The 25,596-nt window shown below is 71.1% G+C and carries 21 protein-coding genes; 16 read left to right on the plus strand and 5 right to left on the minus strand.

Annotation, left to right across the window (positions count from 1 at the left end):
• Positions 1 to 76 precede the first annotated feature (76 nt).
• Positions 77 to 592 carry a hypothetical protein gene (locus KY5_RS35900; RefSeq protein WP_098246118.1) on the minus strand — a complete coding sequence of 172 codons (516 nt, stop codon included), beginning with the start codon at positions 590 to 592 and terminating at the stop codon, positions 77 to 79.
• A 159-nt stretch (positions 593 to 751) separates the two neighbouring features.
• Here KY5_RS35900 and KY5_RS35905 point away from each other — a divergent pair, with 159 nt between their 5' ends.
• Positions 752 to 1,444, plus strand: a complete 693-nt coding sequence (locus tag KY5_RS35905; protein WP_098246119.1) for an endonuclease V — start codon at positions 752 to 754, stop codon at positions 1,442 to 1,444.
• Between the two features lie 18 nt (positions 1,445 to 1,462).
• Here KY5_RS35905 and KY5_RS35910 read toward each other — a convergent pair whose 3' ends face one another.
• Positions 1,463 to 2,668, minus strand: coding sequence for a saccharopine dehydrogenase family protein (locus KY5_RS35910; RefSeq protein WP_098246120.1), 1,206 nt, complete (start codon positions 2,666 to 2,668; stop codon positions 1,463 to 1,465).
• Positions 2,669 to 2,733: 65 nt separating this feature from the next.
• Entirely contained in the window at positions 2,734 to 3,183 is a 450-nt protein-coding gene (locus tag KY5_RS35915; RefSeq protein ID WP_098246121.1) for a DUF523 domain-containing protein, read from the minus strand.
• A 122-nt stretch (positions 3,184 to 3,305) separates the two neighbouring features.
• Between KY5_RS35915 and KY5_RS35920 the strand changes: the two genes are divergently transcribed.
• The 6 genes from KY5_RS35920 (at position 3,306) to KY5_RS35945 (ending at position 11,163) form a co-directional block, all read left to right on the plus strand.
• On the plus strand, positions 3,306 to 4,445 hold the full coding sequence (locus KY5_RS35920; protein WP_098246122.1) for a CaiB/BaiF CoA transferase family protein: 1,140 nt from the start codon (positions 3,306 to 3,308) through the stop codon (positions 4,443 to 4,445).
• Positions 4,445 to 5,470 (plus strand): LLM class F420-dependent oxidoreductase, encoded by a 1,026-nt coding sequence (locus KY5_RS35925; RefSeq protein WP_098246123.1) that lies wholly within the window; start codon positions 4,445 to 4,447, stop codon positions 5,468 to 5,470. The genes KY5_RS35920 and KY5_RS35925 overlap by 1 nt, the downstream gene beginning before the upstream one ends.
• A 21-nt stretch (positions 5,471 to 5,491) precedes the next feature.
• A complete protein-coding gene (locus tag KY5_RS35930) occupies positions 5,492 to 6,634 on the plus strand; it encodes an acyl-CoA dehydrogenase family protein (RefSeq protein WP_098246124.1) in 1,143 nt (380 codons plus the stop codon).
• Between the two features lie 49 nt (positions 6,635 to 6,683).
• Entirely contained in the window at positions 6,684 to 7,898 is a 1,215-nt protein-coding gene (locus KY5_RS35935; protein WP_098246125.1) for an acetyl-CoA C-acetyltransferase, read from the plus strand.
• A gap of 257 nt (positions 7,899 to 8,155) precedes the next feature.
• Entirely contained in the window at positions 8,156 to 10,327 is a 2,172-nt protein-coding gene (locus KY5_RS35940; protein ID WP_098246126.1) for a 3-hydroxyacyl-CoA dehydrogenase NAD-binding domain-containing protein, read from the plus strand.
• A gap of 107 nt (positions 10,328 to 10,434) precedes the next feature.
• Entirely contained in the window at positions 10,435 to 11,163 is a 729-nt protein-coding gene (locus KY5_RS35945) for a hypothetical protein (RefSeq protein ID WP_159072678.1), read from the plus strand.
• A gap of 19 nt (positions 11,164 to 11,182) precedes the next feature.
• Here the strand turns inward: KY5_RS35945 and KY5_RS35950 are convergent, their stop codons facing one another.
• Positions 11,183 to 11,911, minus strand: a complete 729-nt coding sequence (locus tag KY5_RS35950) for a MerR family transcriptional regulator (RefSeq protein WP_098247702.1) — start codon at positions 11,909 to 11,911, stop codon at positions 11,183 to 11,185.
• Positions 11,912 to 12,090: 179 nt separating this feature from the next.
• Here KY5_RS35950 and KY5_RS35955 point away from each other — a divergent pair, with 179 nt between their 5' ends.
• The 6 genes from KY5_RS35955 to KY5_RS35980 all read left to right on the plus strand — a co-directional run bounded on the left by KY5_RS35955 (position 12,091) and on the right by KY5_RS35980 (position 18,696).
• Entirely contained in the window at positions 12,091 to 13,896 is a 1,806-nt protein-coding gene (locus KY5_RS35955; RefSeq protein WP_098246128.1) for an AMP-dependent synthetase/ligase, read from the plus strand.
• 159 nt (positions 13,897 to 14,055) lie between these two features.
• Positions 14,056 to 15,528: an amino acid permease gene (locus tag KY5_RS35960; RefSeq protein WP_098246129.1), complete on the plus strand. Its 1,473-nt coding sequence runs from the start codon at positions 14,056 to 14,058 to the stop codon at positions 15,526 to 15,528.
• 236 nt (positions 15,529 to 15,764) lie between these two features.
• Positions 15,765 to 16,313 (plus strand): hypothetical protein, encoded by a 549-nt coding sequence (locus KY5_RS35965; protein WP_098246130.1) that lies wholly within the window; start codon positions 15,765 to 15,767, stop codon positions 16,311 to 16,313.
• 70 nt (positions 16,314 to 16,383) lie between these two features.
• Positions 16,384 to 17,178 (plus strand): alpha/beta fold hydrolase, encoded by a 795-nt coding sequence (locus KY5_RS35970; RefSeq protein ID WP_199843385.1) that lies wholly within the window; start codon positions 16,384 to 16,386, stop codon positions 17,176 to 17,178.
• A 71-nt stretch (positions 17,179 to 17,249) separates the two neighbouring features.
• Positions 17,250 to 17,711, plus strand: coding sequence for a GNAT family N-acetyltransferase (locus KY5_RS35975; protein WP_234363023.1), 462 nt, complete (start codon positions 17,250 to 17,252; stop codon positions 17,709 to 17,711).
• Between the two features lie 121 nt (positions 17,712 to 17,832).
• Entirely contained in the window at positions 17,833 to 18,696 is an 864-nt protein-coding gene (locus KY5_RS35980; protein ID WP_098246132.1) for an oxygenase MpaB family protein, read from the plus strand.
• Positions 18,697 to 18,738: 42 nt separating this feature from the next.
• Here the strand turns inward: KY5_RS35980 and KY5_RS35985 are convergent, their stop codons facing one another.
• Positions 18,739 to 20,256 carry a M1 family metallopeptidase gene (locus KY5_RS35985; protein WP_098246133.1) on the minus strand — a complete coding sequence of 506 codons (1,518 nt, stop codon included), beginning with the start codon at positions 20,254 to 20,256 and terminating at the stop codon, positions 18,739 to 18,741.
• A gap of 237 nt (positions 20,257 to 20,493) precedes the next feature.
• Between KY5_RS35985 and KY5_RS35990 the strand changes: the two genes are divergently transcribed.
• The 3 genes from KY5_RS35990 (at position 20,494) to KY5_RS36000 (ending at position 25,582) form a co-directional block, all read left to right on the plus strand.
• Positions 20,494 to 22,497: a Xaa-Pro dipeptidyl-peptidase gene (locus KY5_RS35990; RefSeq protein WP_098246134.1), complete on the plus strand. Its 2,004-nt coding sequence runs from the start codon at positions 20,494 to 20,496 to the stop codon at positions 22,495 to 22,497.
• Positions 22,494 to 23,774: a M14 family metallopeptidase gene (locus tag KY5_RS35995; protein ID WP_098246135.1), complete on the plus strand. Its 1,281-nt coding sequence runs from the start codon at positions 22,494 to 22,496 to the stop codon at positions 23,772 to 23,774. Before KY5_RS35990 ends, KY5_RS35995 begins: the two co-directional genes overlap by 4 nt.
• 131 nt (positions 23,775 to 23,905) lie before the next feature.
• The gene (locus KY5_RS36000) at positions 23,906 to 25,582 is read left to right on the plus strand and encodes a BCCT family transporter (protein WP_234363267.1); all 1,677 of its coding nucleotides are present in this window, start codon (positions 23,906 to 23,908) and stop codon (positions 25,580 to 25,582) included.
• Positions 25,583 to 25,596 lie beyond the last annotated feature (14 nt).

Raw genomic sequence — 25,596 nt, forward strand, 5'->3', positions numbered from 1 at the left:
CCCCCTGCCACCCGGGGGACGGCAGATCGGTTGCGTACATCTACATCTTGTGGTGGCGGCGCCGCGGTCGCGGTGGTCAGCGCTCCACGGGCCGTACGGCCACCGAGGTCGGTGACAGCGTGGCGTCGACCCAGATCTCGGTGCCCCGCGCCACGGCGATCGGGCTGCGGGCCGCGAGCTTCACCGGCTGGCCCGCGAGATGCAGGAGCACCTCGCCGTAGCCGTCGGCCGGAATGGCGGTGACCACGGCGCCCGAACTGCCCACGAGGTCGTCGCCGTTGGGCGTGCGCGCGGTCTGGTCGCGCATCAGGGCGCGGGTGACCTTCCAGGTCAGCCAGGCCGCCCCGGTCCCCGCGCCGACTCCCACGGCGGTGGCGGGGCCCGCTCCGATGCCGGTGGTGCCGAGCGCGATCGCGCCGCCGAAGCCGAGCATCGAGACGAACCCGGCGATGACCGGAAGGGAGAGCAGCCCGTCGAAGAGCCCGTCGAGAACTCCCGCGCCGCCGAAGAGTCCTTCGAGGACTCCGTCGAGGACGAGCGAGAGCACCAGCAGGACGATTCCCGCGATGCCGAGACCTAGAAACACCGTCATCGGATCACTTCCCCCGTCATGCCGTCCACCTCGGTCCCAGCGATCCTGACAGCACGGAAGGGGCTTGGTCATTGCCGGATCCCGGCAATCTTTACGCGTCTTTGATGCCGGTCGTCCCTGCGGGTGGTGATCGCGGCGCCCACTAGGCTGTTCCGCACCATGACCAGCTACGCGCCGCCCTCCGACTGGCCCGCCGACGAGCGGACGGCCCGTGCCGTCCAGGACGAACTGCGCGCCCGAGTCGTCCTCGACGAGCCGGGCCCCGCGCCCGGGCAGGGCCACGTCACCGGCGTGGACGTCGCCTACGACGACGAGCGGGACGTCGTCGCGGCCGCCGTCGTCGTCCTGGACGCCGCCACGCTCGACGTCGTGGAGGAGGCCACCGCCGTCGGCACGGTGGCCTTCCCCTACGTGCCCGGCCTGCTCGCCTTCCGCGAGATCCCGACGGTCCTCGCGGCCCTCTCCGAACTGACGGCCGACCCGGGGCTCGTCGTCTGCGACGGCTACGGCATCGCGCACCCGCGCCGCTTCGGCCTCGCGAGCCACCTCGGCGTGCTGACAGGACTTCCCACCCTGGGCGTCGCCAAGAACCCCTTCACCTTCTCGTACGAGCCTCCGGCGGCGGCGAGGGGAAGCGCGTCGCCGCTGCTCGAAGGGGTGGAGGAGGTCGGCAAGGCGCTGCGCACCCGCGAGGACGTCAAGCCGGTGTTCGTCTCGGTGGGCCACCGCGTGAGCCTGGCCACCGCGTGCGCCCAGACACTGGCCCTGACCCCGCGCTACCGGCTGCCGGAGTCGACGCGGCGCGCGGACGCCCTGTGCAGGTCGGCGCTGCGCCGGGCCGTCGGGGCCTGACACGGCCGCCGCATACGCCTAGGAGGTCTGGCGCACCGCCGCGACCCGGAAGCCGATCCCCGCGGCCGTCAGGCGGGTCAGCAGCGCTTCGCCCATGGCCACCGCGGTGGTGACCTGCCCGGACGTCTCGGGCAGGTCGTCGAGCGCCAGGGCGAGCGCCGACTCGGCGAGGATCTTCGCCGTCTCGTCGTACCCCGGGTCGCCGCCCGAGACCTCGGTGTAGACCCGGGTGCCGCCGCCCTCGCCGACGAACCGCACCGAGAACCACGACGTGGCGCGGCGCTCCTCGCTCGGCCCCGCTCCGGGCTTGAGACGGTCGGACAACCAGCGCCGCGCGGGCGGCAGTTGGGCCGCGGCGAGCACGCCGGCGAGCGCCGCGGTGCCGCCGATCGCGACCGGCAGCGTCTTCACGGCCGCGTAGTGCCGGTAGCGGAAGTCGGGCCCGTACCGTTCGAGTGCCCGGGCCGAACGCTGCACCACCTGGGGGTCGATGGTGGGCAGCGGCAGGGCCCACGCGCCGACCTCGGCCGCATAGCGGGGCGCGCCCGGCGGGGCGTACGCCGTGCGCCCCACCAGGCGCGGCTCGTGGCGCCGCCGGTCCTTCGCGGCGGCCAGCATCTGCGGGCCCCGCCCGAACTGGTTCAGGGCGGAGGCGAAGGTGCCGCCGGAGAACTGCGCGCCCGCCCGTACGAAACCGTCGACGCGCAGCGGCACCCCCTCGGGCAACTGCTTGACCGTGAAGTACGCGCCCAGGTCGTGCGGGACCGAGTCGAAGCCACAGGCGTGCACCAGGCGCGCGCCGGTCTCCCGCGCGCGGGTGTCGTGCCGCACGTACATGAGGTCGACGAACTCGGGCTCACCCGTCAGGTCGACGTAGTCGGTGCCCGCCTCCGCGCACGCGGCGACCAGCTCCTTGCCGTACGTCAGATAGGGGCCGACGGTCGTGGCGACCACGCGCGCGTCACCGGCCAGCGCCCGCAGGCTCGCGGGGTCGGCGACATCGGCCTCGACCAGCGGGAGTTCGGCGCACCGAGGGTGCTGCTCGGCGAGCCGTTCCCTGAGCCGCTCCAGCTTCTTCGGATCGCGTCCCGCGACGGCCCAGCGGAGCCCTTCGGGCGCGTGCGCGGCCAGGTACCGCGCGGTCAGCACCCCCACGAAACCGGTCGCTCCGAAGAGCACGATGTCGTACGGGCGATCACTGTTCTTGCTGTGCTGGCTGGTCATGGCACCTCTCCGCCGTGGGGCCCGAGCAGTTGTCGGTGGCAGAGGCTAGCCGATGGCAACGGGGCCTACGCCCCCGGCGCCGGACGCACCCTGATCCCGTTCCGCTCGAACAGCGCCGCCGTGACGCCGTCGCCCGCCACCAGCTCCCCGCCGAACGACCCGTCGTGGACCGCGCCGCGCCCGCACGAGGGACTGCGCGGCATCAGGAGCGCCTCCGTGCACCCGCTCGCCCGCGCCGCGGCGAGCGCGCGGTGGGCGCCCGCCACGAATGCGGCCGTCACGTCGCGCCCGGTGTCCTCGACGACCCGCGCGCCGCCGTCCAGGACGTCGTGCCCGTCACCGCCGACGAGTTCGGCGGGACGGCGCGGCGTCGGCAGGCCGCCCGCGGCCTCCGGGCAGAACGACACGACGTCACGGCCCGCCACCGCGGCGTCGACCTCGGCCGAGGCTTTGGCGCGGCCGTCGAAGCGGCAGGGCACCCCGCGCAGACACGCGCTGACCAGTACGGAATCCATGCCTGAAGGCTAGACGCCGCCGAAATTGGCTAAGCGCTTGCTCTTCAGGGGCTTGTGCACAGTGGAACACGTTCTTAGCATCACTGGTGTTACATCAGTTGTGTCATAACGCTGGGGGCTCAATGGCAGTGCCGGGCAAGGGCGTTCAGGGACCGCTCGCCGGGGTGCGTGTGGTGGAGCTCGCGGGCATCGGTCCTGGACCGTTCGCGGCCATGCTCCTCGCCGACCTCGGCGCCGACGTCGTCCGCGTGGACCGCCCCGGTGGCGGCGGCCTCGCGATCGATCCCGAGTACGACGTCACCAACCGCAACAAACGCTCCGTGATCGTCGACCTCAAGGCCGCCGACGGCGCGGACCGCGTCCTGGACCTCGTCGCGCGTGCCGACGTCCTCATCGAGGGCTACCGCCCGGGCGTCGCCGAGCGCCTCGGCGTCGGACCCGCCGCCTGCCACGCCCGCAATCCGCGGCTCGTCTACGGCCGGATGACCGGCTGGGGCCAGGAGGGGCCGCTCGCGCAGCGCGCGGGGCACGACATCGCGTACATCGCGATCACCGGCACCCTCGGCATGATCGGCAACCCGGACGAGCCGCCCGCGATCCCCGCGAACCTCGTGGGCGACTACGCGGGCGGCTCGCTCTACCTCGTCGTGGGCATCCTCGCCGCGCTGCACCACGCGCGCGTGCACGGCGAGGGGCAGGTCGTGGACGCCGCGATCGTCGACGGCGCCGCGCACCTGTCCTCGATGATCCACGGCATGCTCGCGGCCGGCGGCTGGCAGGACCGGCGAGGCGCCAACCTCCTGGACGGCGGCTGCCCCTTCTACGGCACCTACGAGACCGCCGACGGCGGCTACATGGCCGTGGGCTCCCTGGAGCAGCAGTTCTACGACGAGTTCATCGCGCTGCTCGGCCTCACGGAGACCGCCCCCGCCCGCAAGGACCTGGCCCGCTGGGACGAGCTGCGCACGGCCGTCGCCGCGCGCTTCAAGGAACGTACGCGCGAGGAGTGGACGGCCGTCTTCGAGGGCTCCGACGCGTGCGTGGCGCCCGTGCTGTCGCTGCGCGAGGCGCCCGAACATCCGCACCTCGCCGCGCGCGGCACCTTCACCGACCACGGCGGCATCACCCAGCCCGCCCCGGCGCCGCGCTTCTCCGCGACGCCCGGCCGGGTGCGCAGCGGCCCGGCCCGGCCCGGCGCGCACACCGCGGAGGTGGCCCGCGACTGGGACGTACCGGCGCTGAACGAGGAAGAGGACCACTGATGGAGATCTCGGCACCGCTCGCCTACGCGGGCGACCCGCGCGAGGCCGCCGACGGCGTCGCGGCCCTGGAGGCCGCGGGCCTCGACGCCGTGTGGGTCGCGGAGGCGTACGGCTTCGACTCGCCCACGATCATGGGCTACTTGGCGGCCCGCACCGAGCGCATGAGGATCGGCGCCGCCATCCTCAACGTGTACTCGCGCACCCCGGCCCTGATCGCCCAGACCGCGGCGGGCCTCGACGCGATCTCCGGGGGCCGCGCGATCATCGGCCTCGGCGCTTCAGGACCGCAGGTCGTCGAGGGCTGGCACGGCAGGGCGTACGACAAGCCGATCGGCCGTACCCGCGAGACCATCGAGCTGACCCGCCGCATCCTGCGCCGCGAGGTGATCGACCACCACGGCATCACGGACATGCCGCTGCCTGCGGAGAAGGGCGGCAGGCTCGGCAAGCCCCTGAAGATCCTCACCAGGCCGGTGCGCCCCGAAGTCCCGCTGTACGTGGCATCCCTCGGCCCCGCGAACGTCCGCATGACCGCCGAGGTCGCCGACGGCTGGCTGCCCACCCTCTTCATCCCGGAAAAGGCCCACCAGGTGTGGGGCGCCGCGCTCGCCGAGGGCAAGGAGAAGCGCGATCCGGCCCTCGGGCCGCTGCACACGGTCGCCGGGGGACTGCTCGCCATCGGCGAGGACGCGGCGGCCGCGCGCGACCTGGCGCGCCCCACGATCGCCCTCTACGTAGGCGGCATGGGCGCCAAGGGGAAGAACTTCTACAACGACGTCGCGGTCGCGTACGGCTACGAGAAGGAGGCCGCGCGCATCCAGGAGCTCTACCTCTCCGGGAAGAAGAAGGAGGCCGAGGCCGCCGTCCCGGACGAGTTCTGCGAGCTCATGTCGCTGTGCGGGCCCGAGAGTTACGTGCGCGAGCGCGTCGAGGCGTTCCGCGAGGCGGGCGTCACCATGCTCAACGTCGTCCCGGTCGGCCCCGACCCCGCCACGTCGATCGAAACCGTCAAGGGCTGGCTCTAGGCCCCAGGAGGCCACGAACAGATGAAACGGCAGATCTTCTCCGCCGAGCACGACGCGTTCCGCGAGACGGTGCGCACCTTCCTCGCCAAGGAGGTGCTCCCGCACTACGAGCAGTGGGAGAAGGACGGCATCGTCTCCCGCGAGGCCTGGCTCGCGGCCGGGAAGCAGGGGCTGCTCGGACTCGCCGTCCCCGAGGAGTACGGAGGCGGCGGCAACGACGACTTCCGCTACTCCGCCGTCCTCGCCGAGGAGTTCACGCGCGCGGGCGCCGCGGGGCTCGCCGTCGGCCTGCACAACGACATCATCGGCCCCTATCTGACCTCGCTGGCCACCGACGAGCAGAAGCGGCGCTGGCTGCCCGGCTTCTGCTCCGGCGAGACCATCACGGCCATCGCGATGACCGAGCCCGGGGCGGGCTCCGACCTCCAGGGCATCCGCACCAGCGCCGAGGACAGAGGCGACCACTGGCTCCTGAACGGCTCCAAGACGTTCATCTCGAACGGCATCCTCGCCGACCTCGTCATCGTCGTCGCCAAGACGTCCCCCGAGGGCGGCGCGCACGGCCTGTCGCTGCTGGTCGTCGAGCGCGGCGCGGAAGGCTTCGAGCGCGGCCGCAACCTCGACAAGATCGGCCAGAAGTCCCAGGACACCGCCGAGCTGTTCTTCAACGACGTACGCGTCCCCAAGGAGAACCTGCTCGGCGAGCTCAACGGCGCCTTCGTCCATCTGATGACGAACCTCGCGCAGGAGCGCATGGGCATCGCCGTCGCCGGGATCGCCGCCGCCGAACACCTCCTGGAGATCACCACGACGTACGTCAAGGAGCGCGAGGCGTTCGGGCGGCCGCTCGCCAAGCTGCAGCACGTCCGCTTCGAGATCGCGGAGATGGCCACCGAATGCGCCGTCACCCGTACGTTCCTCGACCGGTGCATCGTCGATCACTCGAACGGGGAACTCGACGCGACGCACGCCTCGATGGCGAAGTGGTGGGCCACCGAGCTGCAGAAGCGGGTCGCGGACCGGTGCCTGCAACTGCACGGCGGCTACGGCTACATGAGTGAGTACCGCGTCGCCAGGGCCTTCACCGACGGGCGCATCCAGACCATCTACGGCGGTACGACCGAGATCATGAAGGAGATCATCGGCCGTTCCCTCCTCGGCTGAGCCCCAGCGGCCGACCCCTCACCCCCAAGAACCCCTGAAAGGCACTCGCGTGACCACCGAAGCGTACGTATACGACGCGATCCGCACCCCGCGCGGACGCGGCAAGGCCAACGGCGCCCTGCACGGCACCAAGCCGATCGATCTCGTCGTCGGCCTGATCCACGAGATCCAGGCCCGCTTCCCGGGCCTCGACCCGGCCGCCATCGACGACATCGTGCTCGGTGTGGTCGGTCCCGTCGGCGACCAGGGATCCGACATCGCGCGCATCGCGGCGATCGCCGCGGGACTGCCCGACACGGTCGCGGGCGTCCAGGAGAACCGCTTCTGTGCCTCGGGCCTCGAAGCCGTCAACCTGGCCGCGATGAAGGTCCGTTCGGGCTGGGAGGACCTGGTCCTCGCGGGCGGCGTCGAGTCCATGTCGCGGGTGCCGATGGCCTCCGACGGCGGCGCCTGGTTCAACGACCCGATGACCAACTGGGACACCGACTTCGCGCCGCAGGGCATCGGCGCCGACCTGATCGCCACCGTCGAGGGCTTCTCGCGGCGCGACGTCGACGAGTACGCGGCGCTCTCCCAGGAGCGCGCGGCGACCGCCTGGAAGGACGGCCGCTTCGGCCGGTCCGTCGTACCGGTCAAGGACCGCAACGGCCTGGTCGTCCTCGACCACGACGAGCACATGCGCCCCGGCACCACCGCGGACTCCCTCGCGGGGCTCAAGCCGTCCTTCAAGGACATCGGCGACCTGGGCGGCTTCGACGCGGTGGCGCTGCAGAAGTACCACTGGATCGAGCAGATCGACCACGTCCACCACGCGGGCAACTCCTCCGGCATCGTCGACGGCGCGTCCCTCGTCGCCGTCGGCACGAAGGAGGTCGGCGAGCGGTACGGGCTGACGCCGCGCGCCCGGATCGTCTCCGCGGCGGTCTCCGGATCCGATCCGCTGATCATGCTGACCGGGCCCGCGCCCGCCACGCGCAAGGCGCTCGCCAAGGCGGGGCTCACCATCGACGACATCGACCTCGTCGAGATCAACGAGGCGTTCGCCGCGGTGGTGCTGCGCTTCGTGAAGGACATGGGTCTGTCCCTGGACAAGGTCAACGTCAACGGTGGCGCGATCGCGCTCGGGCATCCGCTGGGGGCGACCGGGGCGATGATCCTGGGCACGCTCGTGGACGAGCTGGAGCGGAGGGACCTTCGGTACGGGCTTGCCACGTTGTGCGTGGGTGGGGGCATGGGGATCGCGACGATCGTCGAGCGGCTGTAGGGCTTCGCGCCGTAGGGGCCGGGGTGCGTCGCCGACCGCGGGTGCGCCGTGGTTGCTCGCGCAGTTCCCCGCGCCCCTGAAGGCATGCGGCTCCGCCGCGGCCTTCCCCGATCCGCGCCCCTGAGATGGCGCACGGAGTGCGCATCTCAGGGGCGCGGGGAACTGCGCGATCAGCCCCCACCGGCGGTCGAACCGGCCACGAGACCCCGCCGCCCTCCCCAGATTCCGCCTGCCACAGACTTCACGGAGACACAGACATGACCACAAGCACCACGATCCGCTGGGAACAGGACGACACCGGCGTCGTCACCCTCGTCCTTGACGACCCCAACCAGTCCGCGAACACCATGAACCAGGCGTTCAAGGACTCCATCGCGGCGATCGCCGACCGCGCGGAGGCCGAGCGCGACTCGATCCGCGGCATCATCTACACCTCCGCCAAGAAGACCTTCTTCGCGGGCGGCGACCTCAAGGACATGATCAAGATCGGTCCGGAGAACGCACAGCTGGCGTTCGACACGGGCACCGAGATCAAGAACTCGCTGCGCCGCATCGAGACCCTCGGCAAGCCCGTCGTCGCCGCCATCAACGGCGCCGCGCTCGGCGGCGGTTACGAGATCGCCCTCGCGTCCCACCACCGCGTCGCCCTCGACGCCCCCGGCTCCAAGATCGGCCTGCCCGAGGTCACGCTGGGCCTGCTGCCCGCGGGCGGCGGTGTCACCCGCACCGTACGCCTCATGGGCATCACTGACGCGCTCCTCAAGGTGCTCCTCCAGGGCACCCAGTACAACCCGAAGCGCGCCCTGGAGAACGGGCTCGTCCACGAACTGGCCGCCACGCCCGAGGAGATGATCGAGAAGGCCCGCGCCTTCATCGACGCCAACCCCGAGTCTCAGCAGCCCTGGGACAAGCCCGGCTACCGCATCCCCGGCGGCACCCCCGCCCACCCGAAGTTCGCGGCGAACCTGCCCGCCTTCCCCGCCAACCTCAAGAAGCAGACGGCGGGCGCCCCCTACCCGGCCCCGCGCAACATCATGGCGGCGGCCGTCGAGGGCTCCCAGGTCGACTTCGAGACCGCGCTGACCATCGAGGCCCGGTACTTCACCGAGCTGGTCACCGGGCAGATCGCCAAGAACATGATCCAGGCGTTCTTCTTCGACCTCCAGGCCGTCAACTCCGGCGCCAACCGCCCCCAGGGCATCGAGCCCAGGACCGTACGCAAGGTGGCCGTGCTCGGCGCGGGCATGATGGGCGCGGGCATCGCCTACTCGTGTGCGCGCGCGGGCATCGACGTGGTCCTCAAGGACGTCTCCGCCGAGGCCGCCGCCAAGGGCAAGGGCTACTCCGAGAAGCTCTGTGCCAAGGCGGTCGCCAAGGGGCGTACGAGCCAGGAGAAGGCGGACGCGCTGCTCGCCCGCATCACGCCGACCGCCGACCCCCAGGCGCTCGCGGGCTGCGACGCGGTGATCGAGGCGGTCTTCGAGGACACCTCGCTCAAGCACAAGGTGTTCCAGGAGATCCAGCACGTCGTCGATCCCGACGCGCTCCTGTGCTCCAACACCTCGACGCTGCCGATCACCCAGCTCGCCGAAGGCGTCGAGCGGCCTGTGGACTTCATCGGCCTGCACTTCTTCTCGCCCGTCGACAAGATGCCGCTCGTCGAGATCATCAAGGGCGAGCGGACCGGGGACGAGGCGCTCGCCCGTGCCTTCGACCTGGTGCGCCAGATCAACAAGACGCCGATCGTCGTCAACGACTCGCGCGGCTTCTTCACCTCGCGCGTCATCGGGCACTTCATCAACGAGGGCGTCGCGATGGTCGGCGAGGGCATCGAGCCCGCCTCCGTCGAGCAGGCGGCGGCCCAGGCGGGCTACCCGGCGAAGGTGCTCTCGCTGATGGACGAGCTGACGCTCACGCTGCCCCGCAAGATCCGCAACGAGACCAAGCGCGCCGTCGAGGAAGCGGGCGGCAGCTGGGCGGGCCACCCGTCGGACACCGTCATCGACCGCATGGTCGACGAGTTCGAGCGGCCCGGCAGGAGCGGGGGAGCGGGCTTCTACGACTACGAGGACGGCAGGCGCGGCAAGCTCTGGCCGGGTCTGCGCGAGCACTTCACCAAGCCCGGGTACGAGATCCCGTTCCAGGACATGCAGGAGCGGATGCTCTTCTCCGAGGCGCTCGACACCGTGCGGCTCCTCGAGGAGGGCGTGCTGACCTCGGTGGCCGACGCCAACATCGGCTCGATCTTCGGCATCGGCTTCCCCGGCTGGACCGGGGGCGTGCTGCAGTACATCAACGGCTACGAGGGCGGCCTGCCCGGATTCGTGGCACGCGCGCGTGAGCTCGCCGAGACCTACGGGGAGCGGTTCGCGCCGCCCGCCCTGCTGGTCGAAAAGGCGGACAAGGGCGAGAAGTTCAGCGACGCCTGACCCCGCCGGTGGTTCCGGTTCCGCCTGGTCAGGGGCGGAACCGGAACCACCGCTCCCGCGTCGTATCCTGCCGTAGGCATGATCACGACAAGTGGAAGGTGACCGCTGTGCGGTTCACGACTGGGGGAACGACGCGAGCAGTCGGCGTCGGAGTGCTGGTCCTCTCGCTGGCCCTGACGGGCTGCGGGGGCAAGAAGAACAAGAAGAAGCACAAGTCGGGCTCGGGCTCTTCGCACAGCCGCACCATCGGCGGCGCGACGGGCGGCTCCGGCAGCGGCAGGACGAGCGGCGGTTCGCTGAGCGGAGCCCAGGACGCCAAGGCCATCCTGCCGCCCCTCGACGCGATGCCCACCGCCTTGCGCACCGTCTCCACCAAGCCGTACAGCCGTGCCAAGGCGCCGTCCGTGTGCAAGGACCCGGGCGTCAGGTGCAAGGGCGCCGTCGCCAACGGCCGGGCCGGCTACCGCAGCGACGACAAGGGCGAGAGCGCCGGTTACGACCTCATCGTGTACCGGAACGAGCGGGCCGCCGAACGCGCCTTCACGGCCTGGAAGAGCTACGTGGAGAACAACCGCCACGAGCTCGAGGTCCTCGGCGGGCCTTCGCGGGGCGACGCGAGCATCACCTACGGATACGCGGCGCCCGCGAGGAAGACCTCGCAGTCGATCGTGATCCGCGAGGGCGCCTACATCGCCACGCTGGACCTCAGGGACAACTCGGGCCAGGCGTACGCGCGCAAGGACCTGCGGGCCCTCTCCGAGGTCTACGCCGAGCGGATGCGGCAGGCCGCGCGGGACGAGACGCCGACCGCCAGCGCGGCCGACGTCAGGGTGTAGCGCGCGGGCCGGGGGCGGCTCAGCCTTCCTTGAGCCACCCCCGCAGCTCCTCCTTGAGGGAGCGCTGGAACGCCGTCACCAGCGCCTGCACCACCATCGGCTGCATGTGCGCCGAGAGCGACCGCATCGCCGCGACGTGCTCGGGGTCGGACTCGCGCTCGCGGTAGGGGCTCCACACCTCGTCGCGGAAGAGCCGCGACAGCTCGTGCGCCGCCGAGCGGGTGTGCTCCATCAGGACCGTGCGCGCCGCCAGGATCGTCTCGTGCGCGATGGGCACGTCGAGCAGTTGTACGCCCAGGCGCAGCAGCCCCGGGTCCACGCGGTAGGTCTCCGGGGTCTGGGTCCGCGCGGTCACCCCCATCGCGGTCAGGCGGTCCAGGTCGGCCTCGGCGAGGGTCCTGCCCGCCCTGCGCTCCAGCTCGGCGCGTGACACGTCCTCGGCCGCGTCCGGTGCCCAACTCGCCACCAGCGCACGGTGGATGGCCAGGTCGTGCGCGCTCAGGTCCGCGGGCAACTGCTCCAGATAGCGTTCGATCGCGGCCAGCGTCATGCCCTGGTGCTGGAGCTCCTCGATGAGCGCGAGGCGGGACAGGTGCTCGGGGCCGTAGTGGCCCACCCTGCGCGGGCCGATCACCGGGGGCGGCAGCAGCCCTTTGGTGCTGTAGAAGCGGATCGTGCGGACCGTGACGCCCGCGCGGGCGGCCAGTTCGTCGACCGTGAACGTCGGCTCGTCGCCGTTCGTCGGCACGCTCCCGGTGTCCGTCGTCATGGCAGCGCCCTCTCTCCCCGTCGGCCTGCACCAATCCGGTGCAACAGTATTGCTGGCACACCAGTGTTGTGAAACCCTCCGGGCCAGTCACTTGCTCCTCACGCAGGCATCCGCGCACGCATCCGCTCACGCTCAGCCGATGGCGCCAGGAGGCGGTCATGACCACGATCCCGCGACTCCCCGGGGACCTCGCCGACATCACGCTCCCCGCTCTGCTGCTCCGCAACGCCGAGGACCACGGAGATCTTCCCGCCCTCTCCTGGCGGTCGGGGGAGGGGTGGGCGACGCTCACCTGGCGCGAGGTGCGGCGCAAGGTCGCGGTGCTCGCCGCCGGTTACCAGGCCCTCGGCGTCGGGCGCGGCGAGCACGTCCTGATGATGATGGGCAACCGCCCCGAGCACTGGCTGAGCGACCTCGCCCTGACCCACCTGGGCGCCGTCCCCGTGACCGTGTACGGCACCGCCGCTCCCGAACAGGTCGCGCACATCGTCCGGCACAGCCGCGCCCGCTTCGCGATCGTCGAGGGAGCCCGCGAACTGCCGCGCTGGGGGCCCCTGTTGGCCGACGCCACGGCCCCGCTCGAAAGGATCGTCGTGGTGGAGGCCGCCGAGGCGGGCACCCACCGTACGTACGGCTCCCTGCACGCCACCGGCGGCCGCCTCTTCAATCCCGACGCCTTCGAGAAGGCGTGGCGCGAGGGCCGGTCCACCGACGCGCTGACCGTCGTCTACACGTCGGGCACCACGGGTGAGCCCAAGGGGGTCCGGCTCACCCACCGCAACGTCGTCCTCAACGGGGTCGCCCTGGACGCCGCCGTCGAGTTCCCCGAACACGTCGGGCACATCTGCTACCTGCCCTTCGCGCACATCGCGGAGCGCATGCTCGGCATCTACCTGCCGGTCCTGCGCGCCGCGCACGTCCATCTGTGCGCGGACCCGGCCCACGTGGCCGCCACCGCGCGCGAGTTGCACCCCTTCCAGTTCTTCGGGGTGCCGAGGGTGTGGGAGAAGCTCACCGCGTCCGTGAAGTCCGCGCTCGCGGGGCTGCCCGAGGAGCAGCGGCGGGCCCTCGAAGCGGCGAACGAGACCGCACGCGCGCACGTCGACTGCCGGGAGCGCGGCGAGGAACCGTCCGCCGCTCTCGCGGCGGCGTACCAGGAGGCCAAGGAGCGCGTGCTCGACCCGTTGCTCGCGCTCGCCGGTTTCGACCGCCTGGTGTGGACCGCGAGCGCGGCGGCGCCCATGCCGCTCGACGTGGCCCGCTTCTGGGCGGGCTTCGGCCTGGTGATCATGGACGCGTGGGGCCTCACCGAGACCACCGGTGTCGTCACGTCGAACGGCCCCGACGCGTTCCGGCTCGGCTCGGTGGGCAAGCCGCTGGACGGTCTGGAGGTGCGCGTCGCGGACGACGGCGAGATCCTCGTGCGCGGTGCCACCGTCTTCGACGGCTATCTGCGGCCCGACGGCGGCGTCGACAGCGCCTGCGACGCGGAGGGCTGGTTCGCCACCGGTGACATCGGGCGCATCGACGAGGACGGCTTCCTCTGGGTGACCGACCGCAAGAAGGAGATGATCGTGACCTCGACGGGCAAGAACGTCTCGCCCGCCCTCGTCGAGAACACGCTCAAGGAGCACCCCCTGATCGGTCAGGCCCTGGTGCACGGCGACGGCCGCTCCTATCTGGTGGCGCTGCTCGTCCTCGACCCGGAGCTCGCACCCGCCTGGGCCGCCGCGCGGGGGATCACCGGCGACCTGATGGAGAGCGCGGCCGTGCGGGAAGAGGTGGCCCGCGCCGTGGCGGCGGCCAACGCGCGGCTCAACCGCACCGAGCAGATCAAGCGCTACCGCGTCGTCCGCGAGGAGTGGGGCCCGGAGACCGGCGAGCTGACCCCGTCCCTGAAGCTGCGCCGACGGGTCATCCGCGCCAAGTACGAGCAGGTCATCGACGCCCTGTACACCCCTTGACCACCATGTGAGAAGTTCCGCTATGTGACGTGCGCCACCGCGTACGAGGTGATCTCTGGGGGAAGGTGTCCCGTCGGTCCGCGCGCGTCAGGGGTGTCGCGGACCGGAGCACATCCGGACCCCGGTTCTCTTCCGGGCACCAGAGAGTAGATCCACCACGTGAGCAAGGAAGCCGTAGATTCGGCCGCCCTGGACGCATCCCGCACCGATGCGAACCAGGCCCCCGCGGACGCGGGAGACGCCGGATACAGCAAGGACCTCAAGGCCCGCCACGTCAACATGATCGCGATCGGTGGCGCGATCGGCACAGGACTCTTCCTCGGGGCGGGCGGCCGCCTCCACTCGGCGGGCCCCGCACTCGCCGTCGCGTACCTCGTGTGCGGCATCTTCGCGTTCTTCGTCGTCAGAGCCCTCGGTGAGATGGTCCTCTACCGTCCTTCGTCGGGTTCCTTCGTCTCGTACGCGCGTGAGTTCCTCGGTGAGAAGGGCGCGTTCTTCGCCGGTTGGATGTACTTCCTCAACTGGTCGACCACGTGCATCGCCGACATCACGGCGATCGCCCTCTACACCCACTACTGGAGCTTCTTCACCGACATACCCCAGTGGGTGCTCGCGCTGATCGCCCTCGCGGTGGTGCTCTCCGTGAACCTCATCTCGGTGAAGTACTTCGGCGAGATGGAGTTCTGGTTCGCGATCATCAAGGTGGCCGCGCTGACCGCCTTCATGGTCATCGGCATCTTCCTGCTGGCCAGCCAGCACGAGGTGGGCGGCGAGACGCCGGGCCTGAACATGATCACCGACCACGGCGGCTTCCTGCCGAACGGCATCATGCCGGTCGTGATCGTCATGCAGGGCGTCGTCTTCGCGTACGCGTCCCTGGAGCTGGTCGGTGTCGCGGCGGGCGAGACCAAGGACCCGCAGAAGGTCGTCCCGCGCGCGGTGAACTCGATCATGTGGCGCGTGGGCCTGTTCTACGTCGGCTCCGTCGTGCTGCTCGCCCTGCTGCTTCCCGGTTCGGTGTACTCGGCCGACCAGAGCCCGTTCGTGACGGTCCTGTCCAAGATCGGCGTCCCGGCGGCCGGTGACGTGATGAACTTCGTGGTGCTCACCGCGGCCATGTCCTCGCTCAACTCCGGCCTGTACTCCACCGGCCGCATCCTGCGCTCCATGGCGATGTCGGGCTCCGCCCCGAAGTTCACGGCGCGGATGAACCGCAGCCAGGTGCCCTACGGCGGCATCCTGCTCACCGCCTCGATCGGCGTGCTCGGCGTCGGCCTGAACAGCATCGTCCCCGACCAGGCCTTCGAGATCGTCCTGAACGTGGCCTCGCTCGGCATCATCGGGACCTGGATCATGATCATGGTCTGCCACCTGGCCTTCGTGCGCAGTGCGAAGCGGGGCGAGATCACCCGGCCGAAGTTCCGCCTCCCCGGCAGCGGGATCACGGAGTACGTGACGATCGCGTTCCTGCTCGCCGTCCTCTGCCTGATGTGGAAGGACGCCGAGGTCGGCCGCAAGACGCTGTTCCTCATCCCGATCGTGGGCGTCGCTCTCGTCGTCGGCTGGTTCGGCGTCCGCCGCCGGGTGGACCAGGAGGCGCAGAGCCTCACGGATCCGAAGGAACCGCGCTAGCGGCAACAGCGGCAGGCCCGGCGCTGCGGCCGGGTGCCCGCACGGTGGCGTCATGTCGGAGATCACGGATGTCCGAGGTGGCGCCACCGCGTCGTTCGGCGTCCGTGGCGGGCACCGCGCCGCGAGGGCGCGCCGCTGGGACCCGAGCGCCTAGTGGCGCGCGGATGTGAGCGACGACTCCCAACTGCCGTGCAGGTGTGCGTTGTTGCGCACGGATGAGCGGGTATGGCTTCGGCATGCTGCTCATTCCCATGGAACTCGGACCGCTCAACCCCCAGGTCGAGCACCTGGCCCTGGCGGCGGCCCTTTTCGTCGTCGTCCACCTCGCCGTCGGACGCTTCCTGCCCCGCGTCAACCGGGTGCTGGAGGAACGCGCGACGATCCTCGAAGGCGTCACCGGAGGACCGACCGCCGAGCTCTGGCACGCGGCCGAACGCGTCCGTGGCGAGCGGGACGTGCTGCTCTCCGAAGCTCGCAGAGAGGCCGCGCGCGTGCGCCAGGCCGCCCGCGAGGAGGGCGCCGCGCTGATCGCCGAGTCCCGTGAGGAGGGTCTGCGCGAGCGCGCCGAGCTCCTCGCCACCGGGCAGGCCAGGGTGGAGGCCGAGCGCGCCGAGGCCGAGGCCGAACTGCGGGGATGCGTCTCGGAGGTGGCGTCGGAGCTGGCGAGCAGGATCGTGGGCGAGCCGATACCCGTACCCGCCGTGAACGCCGGACGGTTCGAGGGGCCCGACGGCGGTACGGGGAGCGCCCCTCCGGACGGCGGGTCGACGGGTTCCGGTCGCTAGCGGTACGCATTCGCGCCCTCGTGGGACGGCTCCTCTGGCGCCCCGGCCCGCGCCCCCGGAGACTCGGGGCATGGACGTCATGGTGTCGGTGAAGGACGGCGAGGTCTGGGCGCACGACTCGGGCGCCCCGGGCGGCACGGGCGACGACGCCCTGCCCCTGGTCCTGCTGCACCCGGGCGTGGCCGACTCCCGCGTCTGGGACCGCGTCCTGCCGCGCCTCACTGAGCGGCACCGCGTGATCCGCTACGACGCGCGGGCGTACGGCAGGTCACCGGCGCCGACCGCGCCCTTCTCGCTGGTCGAGGACCTGATCGCGGTCCTCGACCACTTCGGGGTGGCCCGCGCGGTGCTCGCCGGATCGAGCATGGGCGGCGCGACGGCCGTCAGCCTCGCGCTGCGCGACCCGGCGCGGGTGGCGAGCCTCGCCCTGGTGGTCCCCACCGTCACGGGCGCCGAGGACCCCCTCACGCCGGAGTTCATGGCCGAGGTCGGCGGCCTCGCCCGGGCGGGGGACGTGGAGGGGATCGTGGTCATGATCCGGCGCGTGTCCGCCGTGCTCGGCACCGGGGACGACCCCGAAGTGGCGGAGTACCTGCGAGCGGTGGTTCCCGCGTGGCTCGCGGTCCATCCCCACCAGGTCCCCGACCCGCCCGTCTACGACCGGCTCGGCGAGCTCGACGTGCCGTGCGTCCTGGCCCTGGCCGAGCACGACCAGCCCGGCGTGATCCGGGTGAACGAGACGATGGCGGAGCGCATCCCCGGCTGCCGCCTCGTGCGCCTCGCGCACAGCGACCACTTCCCGACGGTGCGCGAACCGGACGCCGTGGCGGAGATCATCCTGGACGCGTACGCCGCCGCGCGCTGACGGAGGACCACCGCGCTGACAGGCCGTCCGCCGCACAATGGGCGAGCGCCTACCACCCGTACGCTGCCACGATGCACCCCATGGATGTCGAGAACCCCAGCGGGCTTCGAGTGGACCGCGTGGACCCGTCGGACTGGACCGAGGTGGCCACGATCGATTCCGTCGCGGCGGCGGGCGACCGCGCACGACGGGACAGCATCCGGCGCTGGTGCGAGAGCGGTGCGGTCCTCGTGGCCCGGGACTCGTCCGGACCTGTGGGGTACAGCGTGCTGGAGTACAACTTCTTCGAGCAGGGCTTCCTCACCATGCTGATGGTCGCCCCCGGCGCCCGACACCGAGGTGTGGGCGCACGTCTCCTCGCGGCCGTCGAGGCCGGATGCACCACGGCGAAGTTGTTCACCTCGACCAACGTCTCCAACCACCCCATGCAGCAGCTGCTGCGACGCGCCGACTGGCGCCCGGTCGGATTGCTCCACGGCCTCGACGAGGGAGATCCCGAACTCTTCTACCTCTGCCCGCGCGCCTCGCGGTAATCCTCGCCGTCGCATACTGAAATGCACACATAACGGGCACAGGCCCACAGTGTGTGCATTTCATGGGTGCTCCGGGCCCTGCTCCGGGCCCACCCCCGCGTACGGCGAAGGAGCACGCCGCATGAGGACCGACGACGCGACCGATGCCCCCGAACCGCCCCCGCCCGGCGGCATCCTCTGGAGCATCGCGGGCGACATCCGCGTCTTCCTCTCCCTGCCGCCCGCCCTCGCCCTCCAGGTCGCGCACCCGGCCGTCGGCGCGGGCGTCGACGACCACTCGGTGTTCCGCACCGACCCGTGGGGGCGCGGCGAGCGCTCGCTGCGGTCGCTGCTCCTGTGGGTGTACGGGGGAGCGGCGGCGGCCGAAGAGGGCCGCAGGCTCCGCGTGCTGCACAGGAGGATCCGGGGCACGGACGCGCACGGCAGGCGCTACCACGCGCTGACGCCCGCCCACTACGCCTGGGTGCACGCCACCGGCTTCCCCGTGTACCGACAGGCCCAGCGGTATCTGGCCAGGCCCTTCACCGAGGAGCAGGAGCGGCGGCTGTACGCGGAGTGGCTCCAGGTCGGCCGGGTCCTCGGCCTCCACGACCGGGACATGCCGGGAAGCGTCGAGGAGTTCTGGCCGTACTACCGAACGGTCCTCGCCGAGGACCTGGAGCTGACGGCCGTCGCCCGGGAGCTGACCGCCGTGGACCTCTCGCTGCCCCCGCCCGACCGGGGCCCGCTCGCCGTACGCCTGGTGGCCCGCGCCCTGTGGCCCGTGCTCCTGCCCCCGCTGGCCCGCTTCCGCAGCTTCGTCACGATCGGCCTGCTGCCTCCGGACGCCCGCGAGGCGATCGGCCTTCCCTGGACCCCCGTGCAGGAACGCAGGCTGCGCCGCTTCGGCGCGGTCGTACGCACGGTGGTGCCGCTGCTGCCGGAGCGGCTGCGCTATCTGCCCGCGGCGCGCAGGGCGAGGGCGGCACACCGCGCGAGGGCGTGACGCGGCCGGGCGCGGTCAAGCGCCCGGCCGCGCGTGCGCGGGTCAGTGCCCGTGCCGGTCCGCATCCCCGTGCCCGTGCACGCCGTTCGTCGCGGCGATCTCCTTCCAGGACTTGGGCGCGACCGGGGCCGACGCCGCAGACCTGGCGACCCTGGCCTGCTTCGCCGCGGGCGCCCCGGGGCGCGAGGGCTGGTAGAGCCAGGTGTCGAAGAGCTCGGCGAGCGGCTTGCCCGAGACCTTCTCGGCGTACTTCACGAAGTCGGAGACCTTCGCGTTGCCGTAGGCGTGCTTCTGCGGCCAGCCCTTGAGGATCGCGAAGAACGTGTCGTCGCCGACCTCGTTGCGCAGCGCCTGGAGGGCGAGCGCGCCCCGGTCGTAGACCGCGCCGTGGAACTGGTTGTCCGGGCCCGGGTCGCCCGGCTTGACCGTCCAGAACGGGTCGTCGGCCGGGTGCTGCGCGTACACGTAGTCCGCGAGCTCCTGGGCCGTGCCCTCGCCCTCCTTCTCCGACCACAGCCACTGGCTGTAGCGGGCGAAGCCCTCGTTGACCCAGATGTCCTTCCAGCCGTCCACGGAGACGCTGTCGCCGTACCACTGGTGGGCGATCTCGTGGACGACGATCGACGCGTTGGAGCCGTTCGCGAAGGCGGCCGGGCTGTAGAAGGGCCGGGTCTGGGTCTCCAGGGCGTAGCTGCTCTTCACGTTCGGGACGTAGCCGCCGAGCGCGTTGAACGGGTACTTCCCGAAGACCGTCTCCAGCCACTCGGCGACCTCGGTGGTCCGCTCGATGCTGGCCCGCGCCGAGCCCGCGTTGTCGCCGAGGTCCTTGCTGTAGGCGTTGAGGACCGGGAGGCCGGACTCCGTCTTGTCCGTGGTGATGTCGAACTTGCCGACCGCGAGCGTGGTGAGGTAGCTGGCCTGCGGCTTGTTGGAGCGCCAGTTGTAGCGGGTCCAGCCCAGCTTCGAACTCTGCGACTGGAGCACGCCGTTGGAGATCGCCTGGCTGCCGTCGGGCACCGAGACCGACACGTCGTAGGTGGCCTTGTCCAGCGGGTGGTCGTTGGAGGGGAACCACCACACGGCCGCCTCGGGCTCCTGCGCCGCGACGCCGCCGTCGGGCGTGCGGTGCCAGGCCGTGTAGCCGTTGATCTTCAGCTCGGAGGGCTTGCCCGCGTACCGCACGACGACGGTGATCGCCGTGCCCTTGGCGAGACCGGCCGGCGGGGTGATCTCCAGCTCCTGGTCGCCGGTCTTCGCGAACTTCGCCTTCTTGCCGTTGACCCGCACCTCGGAGACCTTGAGGCCGAAGTCGAGGTTGAACCGCGAAAGGTCCTGCGTGGTCCGGGCGTTGATGGTCGCCGTGCCTTCGAGGAGGTCGGTCTTGGGCTGGTACTTCAGCCGCAGGTCGTAGTGCGAGACGTCGTATCCGCCGTTGCCGCTCGCCGGGTAATAGGGGTCGCCGATGCCCGGGGCCCCGGGGGAGAAGTCGGCGGCCGACGCCGGGATCGCCAGCAGAAGGGAGGCCGCGAGCGCGCCCGGGGCGATGAGTCTGCGGTGCACGAAAGCTCCAAGTCGTAGGGGCACAAGAACGGTTGCCACAAGGGGTCCTGCAAGACCTGTCCGCACAGGATCCGTTGATCGTCGACCCTATTCAGCACTCCCCGCACGCGCCATGTCCATGGCCCCGGACGTCACACGATCGCCATTCGGCCGACATGTGCCTTTACGACCCACGGACCTGTCGCGCATGCTCACGCCCTCTGTCGCGCGAGGGTTCCCCGGTGTACCTTCCGCGCCATGCCGATACGTGCGCGACGCACCCGCCTCCTCTGGAGAGCGTTCATCGCGGCGGCCCTGACCGCCCTCCTTGCCACCCTCATGTCCCCGGGCGCGGCGCTGGGAGCCGCACAGGCCCCGGCCGCTCCGGGGGAGACGCTCCGCCCGCCGGGCGAGAGCAGACCCGTGTACTCGTACGAGGACGCGATACGCGAATCCGTATGGGTCGACACCAGGATCGACGGCGACGCGGACGGGAGGACCGACCGCGTCGCCGTCGACATCGTCAGGCCCCGCGAACTGGACCGCGCGGGCCGCGAGATACCCGTGATCATGGACGCCAGCCCGTACTACTCCTGCTGCGGGCGCGGCAACGAGAGCCAGAAGAAGACGTACGACGCGAACGGGCAGCCGGTCCAACTTCCGCTCTACTACGACAACTACTTCGTGCCCCGCGGCTACGGCTACGTCGCCGTGGACCTCGCGGGCACCAACCGCTCGGACGGCTGCGTCGACATCGGCGGCCGCTCCGACACCCAGTCCGCCAAGGCCGTCGTCGACTGGCTGAACGGCCGCGCCCGCGGCTACACCAGCCGCACCGGCACGGAACCCGCGAGGGCTTCCTGGTCCAACGGGAAGACCGGCATGATCGGCAAGAGCTACGACGGCACCGTGGCGCAGGGCGTGGCCGCCACCGGAGTGCCGGGTCTCAAGACCATCGTGCCGATCGGCGCCATCTCCTCCTGGTACGACTACTACTTCGCCAAGGGCGCCCCGCTCTACGACAGCGGACCCGACTCGCTCTCGGACTACGTGGAGAGCCCCGAGGCCCGCGCCCGCTGCGGCGCGGTGCAGCGCCGCCTGGTCGACGAGGCGCCGCGCACCGGCGACTGGACCCGGCTGTGGAGCGAGCGCGACTACGTCCCCGACGTGGACAAGGTGAAGGCCAGCGTCTTCGTCGTGCACGGGATGCAGGACCTGAACGTCCGCACCAAGCACTTCGGCCAGTGGTGGGACGCCCTCGCCGAGCACGGCGTCGACCGCAAGATCTGGCTCAGCCAGACCGGCCACGTCGACCCCTTCGACTTCCGCCGCGCGGACTGGGTGCGCACCCTGCACCGCTGGTTCGACCATGAGCTCATGGGCTACGACAACGGCGTCGACCGCGAGCCGATGGCCGACATCGAGCGCGCCCCCGACCGCTGGACCACCGACCGCGTCTGGCCCCCGCGCACCACCGACACCGTCAAGCTCCGCCCCGCCAAGGGCACTTCGCCCGGCGTCGGCACCCTGGGCCCGCGCCGCGGCTCCGGCACCGAGACCTTCACCGACGACCCGAAGCTGGGCGAGACGGACTGGGCGGCGCGCATCGGCACGTCGACCCCGGAGAAGGCCGGGTTCCTCAGCAAGCCGCTCGCACGTGACCTGCGCCTGTCCGGCTCGTCGAAGGTGACGGTCACCGCCACCCCGACGACCCGCACCGCCCACCTCTCCGCGGTCCTCGTCGACCTCGGACCCGACACCATCCGCAATTACGCCGCGTCCGGCGAGGGCATCAGCACGCTGCCCGAGCGCTCCTGCTGGGGCGCGAGCACCACGGGTGACAGTGCCTGCTTCAAGGAGACCCGCGCGAAGACCGCCGACGTCGACTACACGATCTTCAGCCGGGGCTGGGCCGACCTCGGCAACTGGGCCGACGACGAGAAGGGCCGCCCGCTCACCCCGGGCAAGCCGTACACCATCACCCTCGATCTCGCCGCGAGCGATCACGTCGTACCGAAGGGCCACCGCCTCGCGCTGATCATCGGCGGCACCGACAAGAACCTCATCGACCCTCCTGCCGACACCCCCACACTCGGCATCGACCTGTCCCGTACGTACGCGAAGGTCCCGCTGGTCGGCGGCGCGAAGGCGTTCGCCACCTCCGCCACCGCCCCCGGATCCGTCACCCCCCGCGAAGCCCGTCTCGACGGCGTGGCCCCGCCGCGTCCGCTCAACCCCGTACCGGGAGGCCGTACTTCATGACACCCCGCTTCCGCACCCTGGCACTCGCCTGTGCCACCGCGGCGCTCGCCGCACCACTGGTGACCGTGCCCGCCCAGGCGACGGCCACACCGCCCCGTACCGGATTCGAGCAGTCCAACGGCGCCCGCTGGACGACGCAGCCCGAGGAACAGCAGCTCCTTGCCACCGTCGACAAGGCGAGCGACCGGGTCTCCGTCTCCCGCATCGGCACCACCAAGCAGGACAGGCCCGTCCAGCTGGTCCGCATCGGTGAACGGCCGACGAAGAACACCGTGTTGCTGATCTGCAGCCAGCACGGCGACGAGCCGTCGGGCCGCGACGCCTGTCTCTCCACGATCCGCGACCTGGCGTACGCCAAGGACAAGAAGACCGAGCGGTTCCTGAACCGCACCACGCTGCTCGTGGTCCCCACCGCCAACCCGGACGGCCGCGCCGCCGACACCCGGGGCAACTCCGACGGCGTCGACATCAACCGCGACCACATCTCGCTCGCGACCGCGGAGGCCCGCGCCATGGCCGCCGTGATCCGCGACCGGCGGCCCGACGTCATCTACGACCTGCACGAGTACGGCGCCACGCCCAAGTACTACGACAAGGACCTCTTCGACCTCTGGCCGCGCAACCTCAACACCGACGAGGCCGTGCACGGCGAGGCGCAGACCCTGTCGAAGGACTACGTGCGACCGGCCGCCGAGCACGCGGGACACACCACCGGCACCTACGGCATCTGGACCGACCCGGTCACCGGCGAGCCCATCAAGCAGACCGCGGGCGACGGCCAGGAGCGCATCCTGCGCAACGTCTCCGGGATCAAGCACGCGGCGGGCCTGCTCATCGAGAGCCGCGTCGACCCCCTGACCGACGCCGAGAAGAACGACGGGGCCCTCAACAACCGCCGCAGGGTGACGTCCCAGCGCGCGGCGCTCGGCGGCCTCCTCGACTACACCGACGAGCGGCGTGCGCGCCTGGAGCGGGCCACGGACGCGGCCCGCGCCGAGGGCTTCCGCGACCGGGGCCCGGTCTACCTCGGCGGCGCCGACAACGACCCCGCCGAGCCGTCCGAGATCATCCAGGACCCGCCGTGCGGCTACCGGCTCGACGCCGCCCAGTACGCCGACATCAAGGACGAACTGGCGCTGCACGGCGTCACGGTGAAGCGCCAGAAGAACGGCGCCTACGTCCCGCTGCGACAGTCCGCGAGGGCCCTGGTGCCGCTGCTCCTTGACGAGCGCGCTCCGTACCACCTCGCCAAAGGGCGGCCCGACATGAGCTGTTGATGAGGTGAGATGTGCGTCACATGTGGTAGGGGGTAACGGAGGACAAAGTCCCGACGTAATCGACCCCTTGAAAGGTGTCACTTGTGACGCAGGATCATCAGAAATCGGACGACGGGGGAGGATCGCCGGACATCGCGGCGACCGCCCCCGCCGGCCGGGCACCACAGACGGACCGGGTCGTGTTCGGCGTCACCGCCGTGCTCACCCTGGCGTTCGTGGTCTGGGGCGGGGTGGCGACGGACTCGCTCCAGAACGTCTCCACGGACATGCTCAACGGCCTGATGCACAACGGCGGTTGGTTCTTCATGCTGACCGCCACGGGCTTCGTGGTCTTCGCGCTCTGGCTGGCCGTCAGCCGGTACGGGAAGATCACGCTCGGCCAGGAGGGCGAGGAGCCGGAGTTCAAGACCGTCTCCTGGGTCGCGATGATGTTCAGCGCCGGTATGGGCATCGGTCTGATGTTCTACGGCGTGAGCGAGCCGCTCTCCCACTTCACGACGCCACCGCCGGGCACCGACCCGGCGGACTCCGCGGCGAAGATGGAAACGGCCATGGCCACCACCCTCTTCCACTGGACGCTCCACCCGTGGGCGATCTACGCGGTCGTGGGCCTCGCCATCGCCTACAGCACGTTCCGGCGGCAGCGCAGGCAGACCATCAGCGCCGTCTTCGAGCCGCTCATCGGCGAGAAGCACGCCCACGGCACCTGGGGCAGGATCATCGACATCCTCGCCATCTTCGCCACGCTCTTCGGCTCGGCCGCGTCCCTCGGCCTCGGCGCCCTGCAGATCGGCAGCGGCATCGAGGTGCTCGACTGGATGGACGACGCGAGCACAGGACTGCTCGTCGTCATCATCGCCGTACTGACCCTCGCCTTCGTGGCGTCCGCCATCTCCGGCGTGGAGAAGGGCGTGCAGTGGCTCTCGAACATCAACATGGTGCTCGCCGGGCTGCTCGTGGTCTTCGTCTTCATCGCGGGCCCGACCGTCATCATGCTCGACATGCTGCCGACCTCGCTCGGCGCCTACCTCGACGACCTCCCGCAGCTGATCGGCCGCACCGAGGCGGCCAGCGGCAAGGGCGTCGCCGACTGGCTCAGCGCCTGGACGGTCTTCTACTGGGCCTGGTGGATCTCCTGGACGCCCTTCGTCGGCATGTTCATCGCGCGCATCAGCCGCGGCCGTACGATCCGTCAGTTCGTCGGCGGCGTCATCCTGGTGCCCAGCACGGTCAGCCTGATCTGGTTCTGCGTCTTCGGCGGCAGCGCCATGACGGTCGCCGACCGGGGCGGGCTCAAGGGTGACACGACACCGGAGGCACAGCTCTTCGGCCTGCTGCACGAGTACCCCATCGCCACGGCCACCAGCCTGCTCGTGATGATCCTCGTCGGCATCTTCTTCGTCTCCGGCGCGGACGCGGCGTCCATCGTGATGGGCACGCTCTCGCAGAAGGGCGCACTCGAACCCGGCCGGTTCGTCGTGGTCTTCTGGGGCATCGTGACCGGTGCCGTCGGCGCGATCATGCTGCTCATCGGCGACGGTTCCGACGACGCGCTGACCGGTCTGCGCAACCTCACCATCCTGGTCGCGGCGCCCTTCACCATCGTGATGATCGGGATGTGCGTGTCCCTCATGCGCGACCTGCGCCACGACCCGCTGATCGTGCGCGGTGAGCACGGCACCGAGGCCGTCGAGAAGGCCGTGATCGCGGGCCACCAGCAGTACGACGGCGACTTCGAGATCCGGATCGGCCCCGCCCAGGACGAGGAGGGCCCCGAGGCCGACAACGCCACCGTCGAGACCCGCTGACGCGGGGCGGCAGA

This window comes from Streptomyces formicae (assembly GCF_002556545.1).
In the GTDB taxonomy this organism is placed as follows: Bacteria; Actinomycetota; Actinomycetes; order Streptomycetales; family Streptomycetaceae; genus Streptomyces; species Streptomyces formicae_A.